The sequence below is a fragment of the Clostridium sp. 2218st1_F5_2218SCRN_220325 genome, from assembly GCF_039062665.1.
Lineage (GTDB): Bacteria > Bacillota > Clostridia > Peptostreptococcales > Peptostreptococcaceae > Intestinibacter.
The window spans coordinates 1-16710 of record NZ_JBCLNH010000009.1; the positions used below are offsets into that span (position 1 = coordinate 1).

The 16710-nt window shown below is 29.3% G+C and carries 19 protein-coding genes and 1 pseudogene; 17 read left to right on the plus strand and 3 right to left on the minus strand.

Going from position 1 to position 16710, the window contains the following annotated elements; all coding sequences use genetic code 11:
* Nucleotides 1-220: 220 nt before the first annotated feature.
* Nucleotides 221-463, plus strand: coding sequence for a hypothetical protein (locus ABCM86_RS06855; RefSeq protein ID WP_295573221.1), 243 nt, complete (start codon nt 221-223; stop codon nt 461-463).
* Entirely contained in the window at nt 402-830 is a 429-nt protein-coding gene (locus ABCM86_RS06860) for a flavodoxin (protein ID WP_295573218.1), read from the plus strand. Before ABCM86_RS06855 ends, ABCM86_RS06860 begins: the two co-directional genes overlap by 62 nt.
* Before the next feature lie 250 nt (nt 831-1080).
* Here ABCM86_RS06860 and ABCM86_RS06865 read toward each other — a convergent pair whose 3' ends face one another.
* The gene (locus ABCM86_RS06865; RefSeq protein WP_295573214.1) at nt 1081-1782 is read right to left on the minus strand and encodes an AraC family transcriptional regulator; all 702 of its coding nucleotides are present in this window, start codon (nt 1780-1782) and stop codon (nt 1081-1083) included.
* A gap of 223 nt (nt 1783-2005) precedes the next feature.
* Here ABCM86_RS06865 and ABCM86_RS06870 point away from each other — a divergent pair, with 223 nt between their 5' ends.
* The 7 genes from ABCM86_RS06870 to ABCM86_RS06900 all read left to right on the plus strand — a co-directional run bounded on the left by ABCM86_RS06870 (nt 2006) and on the right by ABCM86_RS06900 (nt 8256).
* On the plus strand, nt 2006-2749 hold the full coding sequence (locus tag ABCM86_RS06870) for a nitrogenase iron protein NifH (RefSeq protein WP_022070872.1): 744 nt from the start codon (nt 2006-2008) through the stop codon (nt 2747-2749).
* Between the two features lie 19 nt (nt 2750-2768).
* Nucleotides 2769-3662, plus strand: a complete 894-nt coding sequence (locus ABCM86_RS06875; protein WP_295573209.1) for a helical backbone metal receptor — start codon at nt 2769-2771, stop codon at nt 3660-3662.
* A 1-nt stretch (nt 3663) separates the two neighbouring features.
* Nucleotides 3664-4647, plus strand: a complete 984-nt coding sequence (locus tag ABCM86_RS06880) for an iron ABC transporter permease (RefSeq protein ID WP_295573206.1) — start codon at nt 3664-3666, stop codon at nt 4645-4647.
* 2 nt (nt 4648-4649) lie between these two features.
* Nucleotides 4650-5438 (plus strand): ABC transporter ATP-binding protein, encoded by a 789-nt coding sequence (locus ABCM86_RS06885; RefSeq protein ID WP_295677188.1) that lies wholly within the window; start codon nt 4650-4652, stop codon nt 5436-5438.
* Nucleotides 5439-5455: 17 nt separating this feature from the next.
* Nucleotides 5456-6748, plus strand: a complete 1293-nt coding sequence (locus ABCM86_RS06890) for a nitrogenase component 1 (protein ID WP_295734968.1) — start codon at nt 5456-5458, stop codon at nt 6746-6748.
* Nucleotides 6735-7961 carry a nitrogenase component 1 gene (locus ABCM86_RS06895; protein ID WP_343003732.1) on the plus strand — a complete coding sequence of 409 codons (1227 nt, stop codon included), beginning with the start codon at nt 6735-6737 and terminating at the stop codon, nt 7959-7961. The genes ABCM86_RS06890 and ABCM86_RS06895 overlap by 14 nt, the downstream gene beginning before the upstream one ends.
* A gap of 130 nt (nt 7962-8091) precedes the next feature.
* Complete coding sequence (locus ABCM86_RS06900; RefSeq protein WP_343003733.1) at nt 8092-8256, plus strand: hypothetical protein; 165 nt, start codon at nt 8092-8094, stop codon at nt 8254-8256.
* 121 nt (nt 8257-8377) lie between these two features.
* Here the strand turns inward: ABCM86_RS06900 and ABCM86_RS06905 are convergent, their stop codons facing one another.
* Complete coding sequence (locus ABCM86_RS06905) at nt 8378-8860, minus strand: DUF2798 domain-containing protein (protein ID WP_295573194.1); 483 nt, start codon at nt 8858-8860, stop codon at nt 8378-8380.
* Between the two features lie 172 nt (nt 8861-9032).
* On the opposite strand from ABCM86_RS06905, the gene ABCM86_RS06910 reads away from it, so the two are divergent.
* The 4 genes and pseudogenes from ABCM86_RS06910 (at nt 9033) to ABCM86_RS06925 (ending at nt 11461) form a co-directional block, all read left to right on the plus strand.
* Nucleotides 9033-9461 carry a MarR family winged helix-turn-helix transcriptional regulator gene (locus tag ABCM86_RS06910; RefSeq protein ID WP_055089019.1) on the plus strand — a complete coding sequence of 143 codons (429 nt, stop codon included), beginning with the start codon at nt 9033-9035 and terminating at the stop codon, nt 9459-9461.
* Between the two features lie 21 nt (nt 9462-9482).
* Nucleotides 9483-9896: pseudogene (locus tag ABCM86_RS06915) on the plus strand (phenazine biosynthesis protein); the annotation flags it as partial.
* 231 nt (nt 9897-10127) lie between these two features.
* The gene (locus tag ABCM86_RS06920) at nt 10128-10640 is read left to right on the plus strand and encodes a hypothetical protein (protein WP_343003734.1); all 513 of its coding nucleotides are present in this window, start codon (nt 10128-10130) and stop codon (nt 10638-10640) included.
* Between the two features lie 14 nt (nt 10641-10654).
* Nucleotides 10655-11461 carry a hypothetical protein gene (locus ABCM86_RS06925; RefSeq protein WP_147617457.1) on the plus strand — a complete coding sequence of 269 codons (807 nt, stop codon included), beginning with the start codon at nt 10655-10657 and terminating at the stop codon, nt 11459-11461.
* 112 nt (nt 11462-11573) lie between these two features.
* Here ABCM86_RS06925 and ABCM86_RS06930 read toward each other — a convergent pair whose 3' ends face one another.
* Entirely contained in the window at nt 11574-12917 is a 1344-nt protein-coding gene (locus tag ABCM86_RS06930; RefSeq protein WP_343003735.1) for an MATE family efflux transporter, read from the minus strand.
* Nucleotides 12918-13353: 436 nt separating this feature from the next.
* On the opposite strand from ABCM86_RS06930, the gene pyrB reads away from it, so the two are divergent.
* The 4 genes from pyrB (at nt 13354) to pyrE (ending at nt 16643) form a co-directional block, all read left to right on the plus strand.
* Complete coding sequence (pyrB, locus tag ABCM86_RS06935; protein WP_195931058.1) at nt 13354-14277, plus strand: aspartate carbamoyltransferase; 924 nt, start codon at nt 13354-13356, stop codon at nt 14275-14277.
* 4 nt (nt 14278-14281) lie between these two features.
* Nucleotides 14282-14986: a dihydroorotate dehydrogenase electron transfer subunit gene (locus tag ABCM86_RS06940; protein ID WP_343003736.1), complete on the plus strand. Its 705-nt coding sequence runs from the start codon at nt 14282-14284 to the stop codon at nt 14984-14986.
* On the plus strand, nt 14986-15888 hold the full coding sequence (locus ABCM86_RS06945; RefSeq protein ID WP_295677179.1) for a dihydroorotate dehydrogenase: 903 nt from the start codon (nt 14986-14988) through the stop codon (nt 15886-15888). The genes ABCM86_RS06940 and ABCM86_RS06945 overlap by 1 nt, the downstream gene beginning before the upstream one ends.
* Nucleotides 15889-16058: 170 nt before the next feature.
* Nucleotides 16059-16643, plus strand: coding sequence for an orotate phosphoribosyltransferase (gene pyrE, locus ABCM86_RS06950; RefSeq protein ID WP_295677775.1), 585 nt, complete (start codon nt 16059-16061; stop codon nt 16641-16643).
* The last annotated feature ends 67 nt before the right edge of the window (nt 16644-16710 follow it).

Below are 16710 nucleotides of genomic sequence, written 5' to 3' on the forward strand. Positions count from 1 at the left end.
TGGATATAAAACACCTGCAGAGGTCTTCGCTGCAACATAAACATAAAATGTTGCACTTATATTGACAATCTATCATAAGAAATTATACTTATAAAAATAATAAATAATGCTTATAAAAAACTGTTAGAAATTTTAATCATCTCGATTTTCTTTACCATTAAAATTTATATAAATTTATGTGCTACAATAGTTTATAAACTTCAACGAAAGGGTGTATAAGATGGCTTTAGAACCAGATATAGAAAAATTAGCAGAGGAAATAAAAAGTTGTAAAAACATATTAACTGCACTTGGAGATGAGTCTAGACAACATCTTATTATAGCAATGATGCAGGCGTGTAATTGTAATGGGTTGAGAGTTGGGGAAATAACTGAAAGAACAAACCTTAAAAATAGCAAATATGATTGCTACCTCAACAAACGCAGATACTTTCAAGTTAGAGCCAAAAGATGTATATACTGATGAAAATCTCGATTGGTCAAATAGTGATAGTCGTGTAAATAAAGAGCATGATGATGAAAGTCAAAGAAATATAGAACTTGTTTCGACAACAGTGAAAGACTGGGATTCTTATGACACAGTATTTATAGGATATCCAATTTGGTGGGGGATTGCTGCATGGCCAGTAAATGGATTTGTAGAGAAGAATGATTTTTCTGGTAAGAAAGTCATTCCGTTTTGTACTTCATCTTCATCAGGCATAGGTGATAGTGGAAACTTATTATCAAAAATGGCTGGTACAGGTGACTGGAAAGAAGATCAACGATTTAGTTCTAGTGATACTAAATCAAATGTAGAAAGTTGGCTAAAAGAATTGGGATTTAATTAAGTCTACGTTTCATGGATTGTGTAACAACAATTATATGAAAAATATAAACATAACTAAGTTTTATTTCTATAGAAAATTTAGAAATATTATTTCAAATACAACAATAAGTTAAAAATAAAGACTTGTGTAAATTAGCACAAGTCTTTATTTTGTATGAAACGCATAATTTATAATACATTATGACATAAAAATAACTACATAATTAGTCAATATTTTAATAAATATTTTACTCAATATAGAAATCAATCTATTAATAAATATATTGATTTCTATAATCCAAAGGTGTAATCTTATTAAATTTTTTAAATAAACTACTATAATAATTATGGTTGTTATACCCAACCTCCATAGCCACATCTAAGATAGAGTATTCCTTATTTTTTAAAAGCTCCTTACTTCTTTCAATTCTATATGCATTTAAAAATTGTGAAAAAGTTAATCCCATCTCACTCTTAAATAGCCTACAAAAATAGCTTTTATTAATATTTAAATGAGAGCATATATCGTCAATTTTAATATCATTGCTGTAATGTTTACGAATATAAGAAACAGATTCATAAATATATTTACTAAAATTACGAGTATGGTGATCAATTTCTTTTATTATGTACTTTAGTATATTTTCTAAGTGATTAATGCAATGTATCGGCTTAAACGGAATATGGTCATGTTCTAAAGTGGATAGAGTTTTAAAAGGACCCACAACAAAAAATCCATTATCGCCTCTATATTGGAAAGGTTTAATTATAAAATGTATATTATCATAATTTAAAATTTGATTTGTACATATTTCATTTTTATTAATATCCTTGTAAATTTCCAATTCATCGATAAACACATCAATAGAAGAAGAGCTTATATTATGTTTCACATTGAAGTTACTATCAATATACCTTATAGGAATATTGACACAATCATAAAAATCTTTTGATATTTTTTCTAAATTATTCATAATCCCCTACCTGTATAAATTTAATATATAATCCGATACAATTTCCTAAAAAAGGAAAAACATAATCAATATTATAACATAAAATTCTTTGTAAATGATAATGAATATCAATAAAATTGCAAAAAAAGTAAATATATTTAAAGCATTTGAAATTAAAATAATATAGAATTAATAACAGAGAATGATAATTATTATCATAAAAATAAAATGAAAGGTAGAATAAATGAAAAAAATAGCTATATATGGAAAAGGTGGAATAGGAAAATCTACAACTACATCAAATTTGTCAGCAGCATTATCCCATTTAGGATATAAAGTCATGCAAATAGGTTGTGATCCAAAAGCAGACTCAACAAAAAATCTTATGAAAGGTGAATTCATAGATACAGTTCTTGATGTCATGAATGAAAAAGGTGACAATTTAGAGCTTTCAGATATAGTATTTGAAGGATATAACGGGGTACTTTGTGTAGAAGCTGGAGGACCTACACCAGGAGTAGGATGTGCCGGTAGAGGAATAATAGCCGCTTTTGAAAAACTAGAAGAGTTAGAGGCATTTGAAGTTTATAAGCCAGACATTGTAATATACGACGTTCTAGGTGATGTTGTATGTGGTGGATTTTCTATGCCAATTAGAAATGGTTATGCAGAAGAAGTATACATAGTTACATCTGGAGAAATGATGTCAATGTATGCTGCTAGCAATATATCTACAGCAGTAAATCAATTTAAAAAGAGAGGGTATGCGTCATTAAAAGGTCTTATCTTAAATGCTAAAAATGTTGAAAATGAAGAAGATTTAGTAAATAACTTAGCACAAGAAATAAATTCACATGTTTTTCATAATGTCCCTAGAAATGGAATAGTACAGGTGGCAGAAAATGAAGGGAAAACAGTAATAGAAAAAGACAGTAATAGTGAAATGGCACAAATATATTTAAATTTAGCTAAAAAAATCATAGCTTAAAAATGGAGGAGAAAAAATCATGAAATTAAAAAAAGTATTATCAGTATTAATGGTTTCAGCAATGTTTTTAACGGGATGCACAAGCGGTAACTCGGGCAAACAAGAAGAGAAAAAAGCAGAAGAGGAAAAAAGCGTAAAAGTAGTTGCTTGTTCAGTAGCAGCAACTAATGTTTTACATGAATTAGGAGCTGATATAATCGGAATCCCAACAACTCAATTAGATATACCAGAAGATCTAAAAGATTTACCACAAGTAGGACAAGCAATGGCACCAGATTTGGAAAAAGTTGCCTCACTTGAACCAGATGTATTTGTAATGGATAAATCATTTAAAGAGTCAGTAGAAGAAAGTATGAAAGAATATGATATAAATACATTTTATATAGACACAACTACTTATACAAATTTCTTAACTAGTATAGAAGAATTAGGAAAAGAAATAAATAAACAAGAAGAAGCAGAAAAATTAATAAGTTCTTTAAAAGAAAGTGAAAAAGAAGTTGCTAAAATAAAAGGCGATACAGATGCAACAGTTGCTATATTATTTGGTAGTGGAGAAAACTTCATGTTAGCTACAGAAACTTCTTACTTAGGAGATTTACTTAAAACTGTAGGTGGAACAAATATAGCTACAGAATTAGATGGTTCAGCAAAATCACCATATCTTCAATTTAGTTTAGAGCAAATAGTACAAACAAATCCTGACTATATATTAAGATTTGCTCATGGTAACTTAGAAGAAACTAAAAAAGCTTTTGATGATGCATTCGATAAAAATCCAGCATATGCAGAATTAGATGCAGTAAAAAATAATAAAGTAATAGACCTTGATTCAAACGTATTCAACGTATCAGCAAATTTAAATGTAAGTGAAGCTATAAAAACTTTAGGTGGAATATTATACGGTGAATAATATGAAACTTAATAAAAAAATAATAACATTAACTATGGGCGGTATCGCCCTAGTTTTACTTTTAGTAATACTATCAACAATTGGAAGTGTTAATTTAAGTTTAGGGGAAATATTTAGCGCACTTATCAATAATGATAATAAAATGGTAACGACTATAGTTTATAAAATGAGGTTACCGAGGAATATACTTGCAGCATTAGTTGGAGCTAATTTAGCAGTTTCAGGTCTTTTACTACAGTCGGTTATGAAAAACTCACTGGCAGACCCAGGAATAACAGGTGTTTCAACAGGGGCAAGTGTTATGGCGGTAATAATACTTTTATTATCACCAGCTTACACTAGTATGCTACCTTTTTTTGCATTTATAGGGGGAGCATTAGCGTGTACTCTTGTCTATATCATGGCATGGAAAAACGGACTTCATCCAGGAAGAATAGTCTTATCTGGTGTGGCAATAAACACAATATTAGGTGGAGTAATAAGTTACTTATCAACAATGCACAGTGACAAAATACAAAGTGCAATGCTTTGGCTAAATGGAAGTTTAGCAACTAAAACTTGGGCAGATGTTAATATGCTTATTACATATTCAATAGTAGGCCTAATAATAGCATTATTCTTAATAAGAAGTGCAAATGTACTTCAACTTGGAGATGATGCAGCTAGAAACTTAGGATTTAATGTTAATTTAACTAGATTGGCTATATCAGCCGTTGCAGTATTTTTGGCAGCAACAGCGACAGCAGTAGTAGGTATTATAAGTTTTGTTGGACTTATAGTTCCTCATATAGCTAGGATGCTTATGGGAAGTGATCATAAATATACAATACCATTTAGTATTATATTTGGTGCTATTGTCCTTTTAGTAGCAGATACTTTAGCAAGAACTATTGGAGGGCCTATAGAAATACCAGTTGGTGTAATTATGTCTATAATAGGAGGACCATTTTTCTTATACTTATTAAGACGTAAAGGGAGCTATTAGATATGATAAAAGCAAAAAATTTAAAAGTTGGATACGAACAAAAAATTATAATTGAAGATTTGAGTATAGATATAGAAAAAGGACAAGTAGTTTCTATATTAGGACCAAATGGAAGTGGAAAAAGTACACTTTTAAAGGCTTTATCAAGAATGATAAAACCTAAAAGTGGTGAAATATATATAGAAAATCAAAAATTAACAGATATAAAAAATAAAAAAATCTCACAAAAGTTATGCTTATTATCACAACATAATACTGTACCAGGTGATATAAGTGTGGAAGATTTAGTTTATTTCGGAAGAATGCCTCATAAAAAATGGTATGAAACAAAATTGAAAGAAGATGAAGAAATAGTAAATTGGGCAATAGAAAATGTAGGGCTTACTAAATATAAAAATACACCAGTAAGTACACTATCTGGAGGAGAAAGACAAAGAGCTCACCTAGCTCAAGCATTATGTCAAAAACCAGAGATACTATTACTAGATGAACCAACTACTTATTTAGATATATCTCATCAATTAGAGTTAATGGAATTAGTCAGAGAAATAAATAAAAATTTAAATATAACAATAATAATGGTACTTCATGATTTAAACCAAGCAAGCAAATATAGTGATAGACTTGTAATCATGAAAAATGGGAATATAGTTGCAGATGGACATCCAAATGAAACTATAAGTCACGATATTATAAGGGATGTATATGGGGTTAAATGTGATATTGACCACGACCCAATAAGTAAAAAGCCTAGAATTCATCCGATAGAAACTATAAAGGCAATTGTATAATATAGAAAGGGAAAATAATGTATACTTTAGATATTTTAAATAGACTTAATGATATTAATGCAGATAAAGATATAAAATCATTATCTCATGCAGTTTTTCCAGGGACTCACTGTCCCTTATTTGGAGTAATTCTTACAGCATCATATATAAAAAATATGGCATTGGTAGTTGTAGGAACAAGCGAATGTACATACTATGCTAAAAACTTTGCTTACCATAGACAAGAAGGTTTAGATAGCGTGTATTCTGTGGCAATAAAAGAAAGTGATGTTGTTTTTTCAGCTGAAAAGAAAGTTAAACAAGCAATAAAACAAATAATAGAATTTGAAAATCCAGATGCAATCATGGTAGTTTCAACATGTGTTCCAGAAGTTATAGGGGAGGATTACTCATCACTTTCATATTCTTTAGAAGATGAAGTAGATATACCTGTATTTGTTGTAAATACAGATCACTTTACATGTAACGCACATATACCAGGGATGAGTCGTTCTTTAGCAGTTCTTAGTACAGCTATGAAAAAATTTAAAGACAAAAAAGGTATAAATATACTTGGACATAGACAAAAAAATGTGGAAGAGACAGAACTTATTAAGTTAATGAAAAAACACAATATAACTATAAATGCTGTAATTCCTTCAAAATGTAGCATAGAAGATATACAAAATGCGTCTAAAGCACAATTAAATATAGTAACGGATATGATAGCATTGGATTTAGCAAAATCTATGAAGAAAAAGTTTGATATAGATTATATTTACTTTGATAAGCATATGGATAAAGAAACTATAACTAAAAACTATGCAAAATTAAGTGAAATTTTAGAAGTAGACTTCTTAAGTGACTTAGAAGACGAAATAAAAAGATATGAAGAATTATATAATACTAGCTGTGAAATTTTAAATGGCAAAAAATTAGTTTACGGAAATACTCCTATGATGGCATTTGAAACAGTAGACTTCTTAAGTGACTTAGGATTAGAACCAGTATTTGTTCAAGTTAGAGAATTATATGAACAAGATGTAAAACATAAAGAAAATATATCTAAAAAAGGATTTAATCCATATATAAGTAGGATTGCAAATATTGCCCCTCTTAGAAAATTATATGGTTCAATGGATGGCGATATATACATAGGACATGAAAATCCAATGATATTAAAACAACATGGACTTACACAAATAACACTTGATGACCATGCACAAAAAATAGGTTATGAACTTCCAATTGGTATTATGGAAACCTTAATAAAAATATTATCATTAGAAAAAAATACTAAGAGGGAGGTAATGATGAATGCAAGTATGTAAGTATTTTCCGGTAGCAAGTGACAGAATGGGTATGATTTGGACTATTTCATCTATAGAAGGAGCCTGTATTATAGAATTTGGACCAGCAGGGACTACTCACTTTGCTATAGAAGGAATTGGTTCTTTAAATGGAGAAGAAAAATCAAAAATATATTCAACACATATGGATCAAGGTGATGTTACTTTTGGTAAATATGATAGATTAGAAAATTCTATATTAGAAATAGATGAAAATATAAATCCTAAATATATATTTGTAATGGCATCTTCAGTATCTTCAGTAATAGGAGCTGATGTTGAGAGTGTCTGTTCTACAATGCAAGACAAAGTAAAAGCGAAGTTAATACCTATAACTACAGCAGGTCTTAAATATGATTATACTGTAGGAGTAGAAAACACACTATTACTTCTTATAAATAATGTTGTTAAAAGTAGAGAAGAATTAGGAATCGAAAATGGTCAACAAACTTACAACATAATAGGTTCAAATATAGATAGATATAATTTCTTATCAGATACTAATGAATTAGAAAGAATAATGGATGTTATATTTGATAAAAAGGTAAATACAACTTTCACAGCCTATACAAATATTGATGAAATAGAAAGAGCATCTATGGCATCATTAAATATAGTTACAAGAAAAGAAGGTTTAAAAGCAGCTATGATTATGGATGAAAGATACGGAATTCCATACATATATGCTAATTTATACGGTTTAAAAAATACTATCAAATTTATAGAACAAGTAAAAAATATAACATCATGGGAAGTTAATGAAGAAAATTTAGAAAAAGAAATAGAAAGTGTAAAGAATCATCTATTCTCAGTAAAGAGAAGATTCTATTTCTATGAAAAAAATAAGGATGCCGCTGTATTTGGTGATTATGATACTGTAATAGGTATGAGCGATTTACTAAATGAGTTGGGAATAAATATTGATAGAAAGCAAATCATATACAAAACAGATTGTGAAGATGAAACAATAATAGCAAGTGATGATGAGTTAGAGAGAATGAAATATCTAAGAGATACAGAACTACTAATGTTATTAGGTGATGGTGTTACTTTAGATATGAAACATAACTCAAAATTTGATTTACAAATAAGTAATCCGAATTTACATAGAGTAAATATATATCCATCAACTCCTTACATAGGATTTAAAGGATGCTTACTTATGATAGAAAAAATACTTAATATAAAATTATAAAATAAAATTTGATTTTAATAAAAATAGGAGGGATAACCTCCTATTTTTTTATTTCTTATAGATAAATATAGGGTCTATAGGCCATGAAGCTGCAGATACTGATCCAGCTATAATTTCTGCACAAAAATGCATGGTTGCAGAGTATTACATATTATCAACAGGAAGATTTCAAATTGAATTGTTGAGAAATCTTGACCAATGTCCAGCAACAGGAGCTGTTATATTCTGTACTTTTCCAAAGGTAAAAGATGCAACAGGTTTTACAGCTAGATGTTTTGCTATTTGCCCAAGATAATATTAAAATAGATTTAGAAAATAAATATTTTTATATAAATTAAAAGAGGCTGACGTACTAACAAATAGTGCGAAAGCCTCTTTTAATTTATACTAATATTATTTAATAAAATTCATAAAAATTATGATGCTTTAGATTCTGTTTTTTCAACTGTTGGTGGGAACATTTTGAAGAATATAGCCCTTATTAATGGAGAAACTATTAATAAGTTTAGTGGCATTGCAACTATAACATTTCTCACAATACCTAATCCATAAGCTGCAAAGAAGTGTGGTCCAAATCCAAGGTTTGTAACAACTCCGAATGCAGACATCCAAAGAACCATTCCACAACATGTGAAGAATGACATAACTATTCCTACTTTAGCCATACTGTCGCCTTCTTTTATAAATTTAGGGGCGATACGTCCAACTATTTTACCAACTACGAAGATATCTCCTATTAATGCGAATACGAATGCAGCAGGGAATCCTAATATAGCATGTAAAAATATATTTGCTGAAAATCCTTCTATAAGTGCTACGTTATAACAACTCATGATATAAACCATAGTTGTACATATCATTAAAATAAATATAAAATGTTCTTTTTTATTTTTAAACATAAAACTACCTCACTTTAATTATAATTAATTGTCAACTAAGTTGACATAAAATATAATAACAGTTAAAAAACAAATTGTCAACCAAGTTGACAAAAATGCTTTAAAAATAAAAAAAAATCGTTATAATAATAAATAATGAGATAAATAATCAACGTATAAAAGGAGTAATATTATGCAGACTTATTTAAATGAGAATAATTTAGTTGATTTAATAAGTGATAAACATGCTAAATTAAGAAAAAAAGTAATAGAGGCATGGGTACAAAATGGAGAAGAAAAAATAACAGATACAGAATCGTATATGATTGCTATTATTCATAAAGAAAGTACAACAGTTGCCCAAATAGCTAAGAAGATAGGAATGTCACGCCAAGGTGCTCATAAATGTGCCAAGGTTTTAATGGAGAGAGGTTATATTAAAATAGAAAATCATCAGGATAATTCAAGAGATAAATTACTTTGTCTTACGGATAAAGGTAGATATTTTATGGATGAAACTTTACATATAAAAAGAAATATAGAAGAAGAAATAATCAAATCTATAGGTAGAGAAAAATTTGATATGATGAAAGAAATTTTTAGCTCTTCTTGGTTTAAATAAGTTTAATAAAACTTATGTGGACATGCTACTTTAGCTTGTGCATATGTAGTAATGAATAAAATTGAACCAAATTTAAAAACAGTTACATTCAGCACAATGAGTGGCGATTTAATTGTAAACAGAAAAGATGATTTATATGAAATGGATTTTCCAGCTTACGATTTAAAACCTGTTGAAATAACTGATGCAATGGTTGATGCTATCGGAGCAAAACCAGTAGAGGCTTATATGGGAAGGGATTTACTTTGTGTATTTGATGATGAAAAAACAGTTAGAGAATTAAAACCTAATCTAGATAAATTAAATAAAAATTCAATCGTGGCATATCAAGCATCACCAAGAGGCGGAACACTTTACTGTACAAAATATGGAGATAGAGTTAGATTAAGCGGAAAAGCGGCCCTATATTCAGAAGCTGATATTAATATAGGGTAATACACTTGAAAAGATATTATAGACTTATAATAAATTAAAAAGGGATGTATGTGGATAAATAAAAATTTACTCTACAGCATCCTTTTTATAGTGTTTAAATTTTTGAACTTTATAAATGCATATATAAAAATATGTAATATTTTACAAATGAACAATTTTATTACATGAAATATATATTTTGTAATGAAATTATGTATAATAAATGAGGAAAAAATATATGGGAGGTTTATTATGAAAAAATTATTAAGAAAAATTTCTATGATTAGTTGTAGTCTTATATTATCTATAACAATGGTTGCAACAACATCATCTGCATCTTTTGCAATTCCAAGTAGTGCAGCATGGAGTCCATGGGTTGTAAAATCTAAAGCTGCTGCTGGAACATCTTATGGAGACTGGAAAACAGGTGTAAGCGGAAGAGGAGGAAAAGGAGTTACACTATCATTATCACAAGCGCGTAGTGTAAGTAATACTTTAACAGGAACTATAAAAGCAAATAAGTCAAACGTTGATGCATCACTAGGGTATACAACATCAAAATCTTTTACAAGGACTGCTTCATACTCAATAAGTGCACCAAATAAGAAAAAAACATACACTATAAAGTATAGAAATGTTTATAAAAGAACTAAGTTAAATCAAGAAAGATGTTTTATGATTAATGGAAAGATTGTAGACACTGAAAAGGTTGTAGGATATGGTAATAAATTTAGCCACTTTGATTATACATGGACTGCAAAATAATTTAGGATTTATATATGAAAAAGAGCTATAAAGTATTGTTAATAATAATTTCAGTTTTATTATTATTCGGATTAGTAACTGGATATAAATATTTATATTATAATACAGATACGAACAATAATAATGTTTATATTTATGGAGATTGGGATAATGATATTTCTATTTTAAAAAATGAAGATATTATTATTCAAGTTCCTATATATGATTTTAATCAAGAAATTGATGATAACACATCTATAAGTATACAGAATTTTGATGATGGAGAAATATATAATATAGAGTTAAATAACAAACAAGAATTTGATGAATTTACAAGTTATACATTGCAATTTAATATGTTATTTAATCGTACGGGATACTTTGAATTAGATAATATAGAGGCAGTTATAAATACTTCATCTAATACTTATTCCACTAATTTAGGGAATTACTCTGTGATGGTATATGATGAAAATTCAATAAGTAATGATATAGAAATTGTAGGTGGAAGTGCTTTAGTCGAAACTATAAGTGATGAAAATACTTATTTACTAAGCTATACATTAAAAAATAACTCTAATAATAATATATTGATAGAAAAAATTAATTTAAATTCTTCGGATAAACTGTCTATAGATTTTGATAGTGTAAATTTATGCCCAAATGAGGAAAGAGATATAGATTTTACTTTGACACTTGATAAGTCAGTATCAAATTCAATAATAAAACCATCAATAATAGGAAAATCTAATGGCAAAACAATAGAGACTTTAGGAACTAGTATTCTTGTAGTAGATCCCGTTTCAATAGAGAAATTATATGAATTAATAAATACTAATTAATTATAAAAAATAATCGATTATATAACTTAAAAAAGAAATGTCATATTTAATGGCATTTCTTTTTTTATGCAGATTTAAGGTTTTTTATATTAATAGATATCAAAAATAATAACTAATCATTATTTTTAATAAATACCTCATCATTTTTACAAGTTCTAATAAACATCCACAAACAAACAAGTGCAGCTGCAATTTCAGATACAGGGAAGGTAATCCAAATTCCAGTAAGCTCAATTGCTTTATAAAAGAACATAGAAACTGGGATAATTATTATACATTGTCTTACAAGAGAAATTGCCAAGCTGTAAGTTCCTTTTCCGATTGATTCATACATCGCAGAAAATAAGAAACCAAGGCTCATTATACGAAGTGTTACAACTCCAAGACTCATCATATTTTCTGATGCACTAAACATTGAAAGTAATTGTCTTGGTATAAACATAAACAATAATAAACCAATTAACATAAGCACAACAGAAACAATAAGACTTATCTTCAATGTTTCAATAATTCTACCCCTATCTTTGGCTCCATAATTAAATCCAATAATAGGTCTAATACCTTGAACTAACCCATTTACAGGCATGGTGATAAATGTTTGAAGTCTGTAATAAATACCGTAAATCGAAACGGCAGTATTCGAGAATTTTACTAAAACAGAATTAAGTGCAATTGTAAGAATAGAAGAAATTGAAATCATAAGCGCCGATGGAATTCCAACTGCATATATCTGCTTGATAATGTTCCAATCGAATTTAAATAGTTTTAAATCGATTTTTAATACGCTATCGTTTCTGATGAAAAATATAAGTAGTATAAGGAATGATACTATTTGACCAATTACAGTGGCTATTGCGGCTCCAGTAACACCAAGTTTCGGCATTCCAAACCAGCCAAATATAAATATTGGATCTAGAATTATATTTAAGATAGCCCCAATTATTTGTGAAATAGTTGGTAGCAACATTTTTCCTGTTGCTTGAAAAACTTTTTCAAAAGTAAGTTGAAAAAATAAAGAGAATGAAAGCAACACTACTATATAAGTGTAACTACATCCATCGGAAAAAATTGCATCATTGTTAGCATAAATTCTGAAAAATGGCTTGATAAATAATAGCCCCAAGATGATAAATAAAACAGAATGTGCAAGAGCTAAAATCATAGAGTGGGTAACAGTATTATTTGCCTCATCAATATTATCAGCCCCTAAATTTCTAGAGATATAAGAATTAATCCCAACACCTACACCGACAGAAACAGCTAATAATATATATTGGATTGGAGTGGCAAGCGATACTGCAGTTAGTGCATTTTCACCGAGTTTTGCGACAAAAATGCTATCGACTATGTTATACATAGATTGCACAAACATAGAGACTATAGGTGGACATCCCATAGTAAAAATTAAAGAAGCAATCGGTTTAGTCCCCATTTGGTTTTGATTTGTTTTTTCCATTTAACGACCCCCTTATTAAATAAATATTTCTTTGAAACATATAAAAGAAATCATAATCAAAAATGAGTATAATTTTATATATGTTATAAAAAAAAGGCTATATATCAGCTCATTTTTGTTCAGAAACGAGAAAATATATAGCCTTTTAGTATTTCTACTAGTTAGCAATTAAATTATATCATATAATATAAGTAGTAATCAATCAAACTAAAATAAAAAGAAATAACTACGTTAAAGTTATTTATAGTTTGTTAAATAGGTATTATTAAAAAGGTACGAAATAATAAAATTTTATATCAACTTTTGGAAATAATGACTTATTTAATTGATAATTTATGGCAATCTATTGACATAAAAATGTAAAAATGATAACCTACTAACAGAATACAAATAACTTTTAATTTTAGTCCGGTGAGGCTAAAAAAGGAGGATAAAAATGTTAAAATCAAGAAATTTGGTCCAACCAGAAGACTTTTCAATTAAAGAAATAGATGAAATTTTAGATTTGGCTCAACAAATCATGGCTAATCCTGACAAATATTCTGAAGTTTGTAAGGGAAAATTATTAGCTACATTATTTTACGAACCATCAACTAGAACTAGACTTAGTTTTGAATCAGCGATGAAGAGATTAGGTGGAAATGTTGTAGGATTTTCAGAACCTGGCTCATCATCAGTATCTAAAGGAGAATCACTAGCTGATACAATAAGAACAGTATCTGGATATGTTGATATAATCGCGATGAGACATCCAATCGCAGGCTCAGCATCAGAAGCAATAAAATATGCTGAAGTACCTTTTATCAACGCAGGAGATGGTGGAAATCAACATCCAACTCAAACACTAACAGATTTACTAACAATAAAAACATTAACAGGAAGATTAGATAACCACGTAATAGGACTATGTGGGGATTTAAAATACGGAAGAACAGTACATTCACTTGTAAGAGCAATGAATAGATACAACGACAGCAAATTTGTATTTATAGCTCCAGAACAATTAAGAATGCCTGGATATGTAAAACAACATTTAAAAAATCATGTTTATTATGAAACTGCAAGCTTAGATGATGCAATACCAAGCTTAGATCTTTTATATATGACAAGAATTCAAAAAGAAAGATTTGCAGATTTAGAAGAATATGAATTATTAAAAGACTGTTATAGATTAGATGCAGAAAAAATGAACAAAGCATCAGAAAATATGTTAGTAATGCATCCATTACCAAGAGTAAACGAAATCGCAACAGAAGTAGACGACGACAAAAGAGCAGTATATTTCCAACAAGCTAAGTTTGGAATGTATGTAAGAATGGCTTTAATAATGAAACTTTTAGGGGTAGATGTAGAGGAGTAAAATAATGTACAAAATAATAGAGAACGCATACGTAGGAGAAGATATGTACCAAATGAAGGTACAAGGAGAATTCAAAGGAGAAATGGGTCAGTTTTATATGCTTAGAGCATGGGATATGTATCCAACCCTATCAAGACCCATCAGTATTCACGATATAGACGAAAACAGTATAACTTTTTTATATAAAGTAGTTGGCGAAGGGACAAAAATATTTAGCAGATTGACACCTGGAGACAGCATAAAATTAGAAGGACCTTATGGTAGTGGGTACCAAAAGGTAGAAGGTAAAGTTGCATTAGTAGGAGGCGGAATCGGAGTAGCACCTCTATACTTAGTAGCAAAAAATATACCAAATAGTGACGCATATTTAGGTTTTAGAAATGAACCTATATTAATAGATAAATACGAAGAAGTTTGTGATAATGTCAAAACTGCAATAGGAAGCACTTTTGTTACAGACATAATAAACACAGAAGAATACGACTATATATTAACTTGTGGTCCAACACCAATGATGAAGGTATTAATGGACAAAGTTGAAAAAACAAATGCCGAAAAGGGAACAAACACAAGAGTAATGGTATCTCTTGAAAATAGAATGGCATGTGGTATGGGGGCATGTCTTGTATGTACTTGTAAAACTCAAGGTGGAAACAAAAAGACTTGTAAAGATGGTCCAGTATTCTGGGGAGAGGATGTGATTTTTTAATGGCTGATTTAAGTGTAAAATTTAAAGATTTAACTTTTAAAAATCCAATAATAATGGCATCTGGTACTTTTGGATTTGGAAAAGAGTATAACGAGGTTTACGACATATCACAATTAGGTGGAGTAAGTGGTAAGGGGCTTACATTAAATGCAAAACCAGGAAACAACGGAATAAGAGTTTGGGAAACGCCATCAGGAATGATAAACAGTGTAGGACTTGAAAATCCAGGGGTAGAAGGATTTATAGAAAAAGAACTTCCTTTCTTTGAAAAATTAGACCTAATAAGAATTGCAAACGTAGGGGGAGGATGTTTAGAGGACTACATAAAAGGTGTTGAACTTTTAAACGATAAAGACATAGACATAATCGAATTAAATATTTCTTGCCCAAATGTTAAAGCAGGTGGGATGGCATTCGGAATAAAAAGCGAAGTTGCGAGAGAAGTTGTAAGAGAAGTTAGAGCAGTTTGCAAAAAGCCTCTAGTGATTAAACTTTCACCAAATGCAGAAGACATAGTAGAAATGGCAAAAGTTTGTGAAGAAGAAGGGGCAGACGGTGTATCTTTAGTAAATACATTTAAAGCTCTTGCAATAGATATAAAAAATAGAAAACCTGTATTTGAAAATGTATATGCAGGATTATCAGGTCCAGCTATAAAACCAATAGCACTTAGAATGGTGCATGAAGTTTGTAAAAATGTAAGCATACCAGTATTCGGTATGGGAGGAATAACGACTGCTGAAGATGCTATAGAATTTATAATGGCAGGGGCAACTTGTGTTCAAGTTGGAACAGCGAACTTTATGAATCCAAAAGTAGGACTTGAAATAATAGAGGGAATAAATAATTTCATGGAAAAAGAGGGGATAAAATCTCTAGATGAAATAAGGGGAATAATATAGTTATCGGTTGATACAAAGCGGAATTTAATTAACCTAGAAAATTAGAAATATAAAATTTTAAAAATAATAAATTAAAAAATAAACCTTAAAACCTTAAAATAAATTAAAAATATAAATTAAAAAATAACTTAAAACAAAGAGTAAACTAAAATTATCGGAGGAATATAAAAATGAGTAAAGTAGATGTAGTAGAAATATTAAAGAAAAGTGATGCATTATTAGAAGGACATTTCTTATTATCTTCAGGAAAACACAGTAACAGATATGTGCAATGTGCAAAAGTTTTAAGATACCCAGAATATGCAGCAGAAGTACTAAGCACAGTAGTTGATCAAATAAAAGATTTAGATATAGATTTAGTAGTTGGGCCAGCTATGGGTGGAGTAATAGTTTCTTATGAATTAGGAAGACAATTAAACAAAGAAGCAGTATTCACTGAAAGAAAAGACGGAGTAATGCAATTAAGAAGAGGATTTGAAGTTAAACCAGGGGCTAAAATAATAATATCAGAAGATGTTGTAACTACTGGAAAATCAACTTTAGAAACTAAAAAAGCACTAGAAGAATTAGGCGGAGAAGTTATCGGTGTTGCTTGTATAGCAGATAGAACAAGTGCTCCAATAGGAATGCCAATATACAGTGCTATAAAATTAGACATACAAGTTCATGAAGCTGATGATTGCCCTTTATGCAAAGAAGGAAAAATAGAATTAGTTAAACCAGGAAGTAGAGAATTCAAAGAAATAGGAATGTAATCACAGTTAATTTAAGTCATAAGTATATAAAAGAGGTTGCCAAATTAGGCAGCCTCTTTTAATTCTA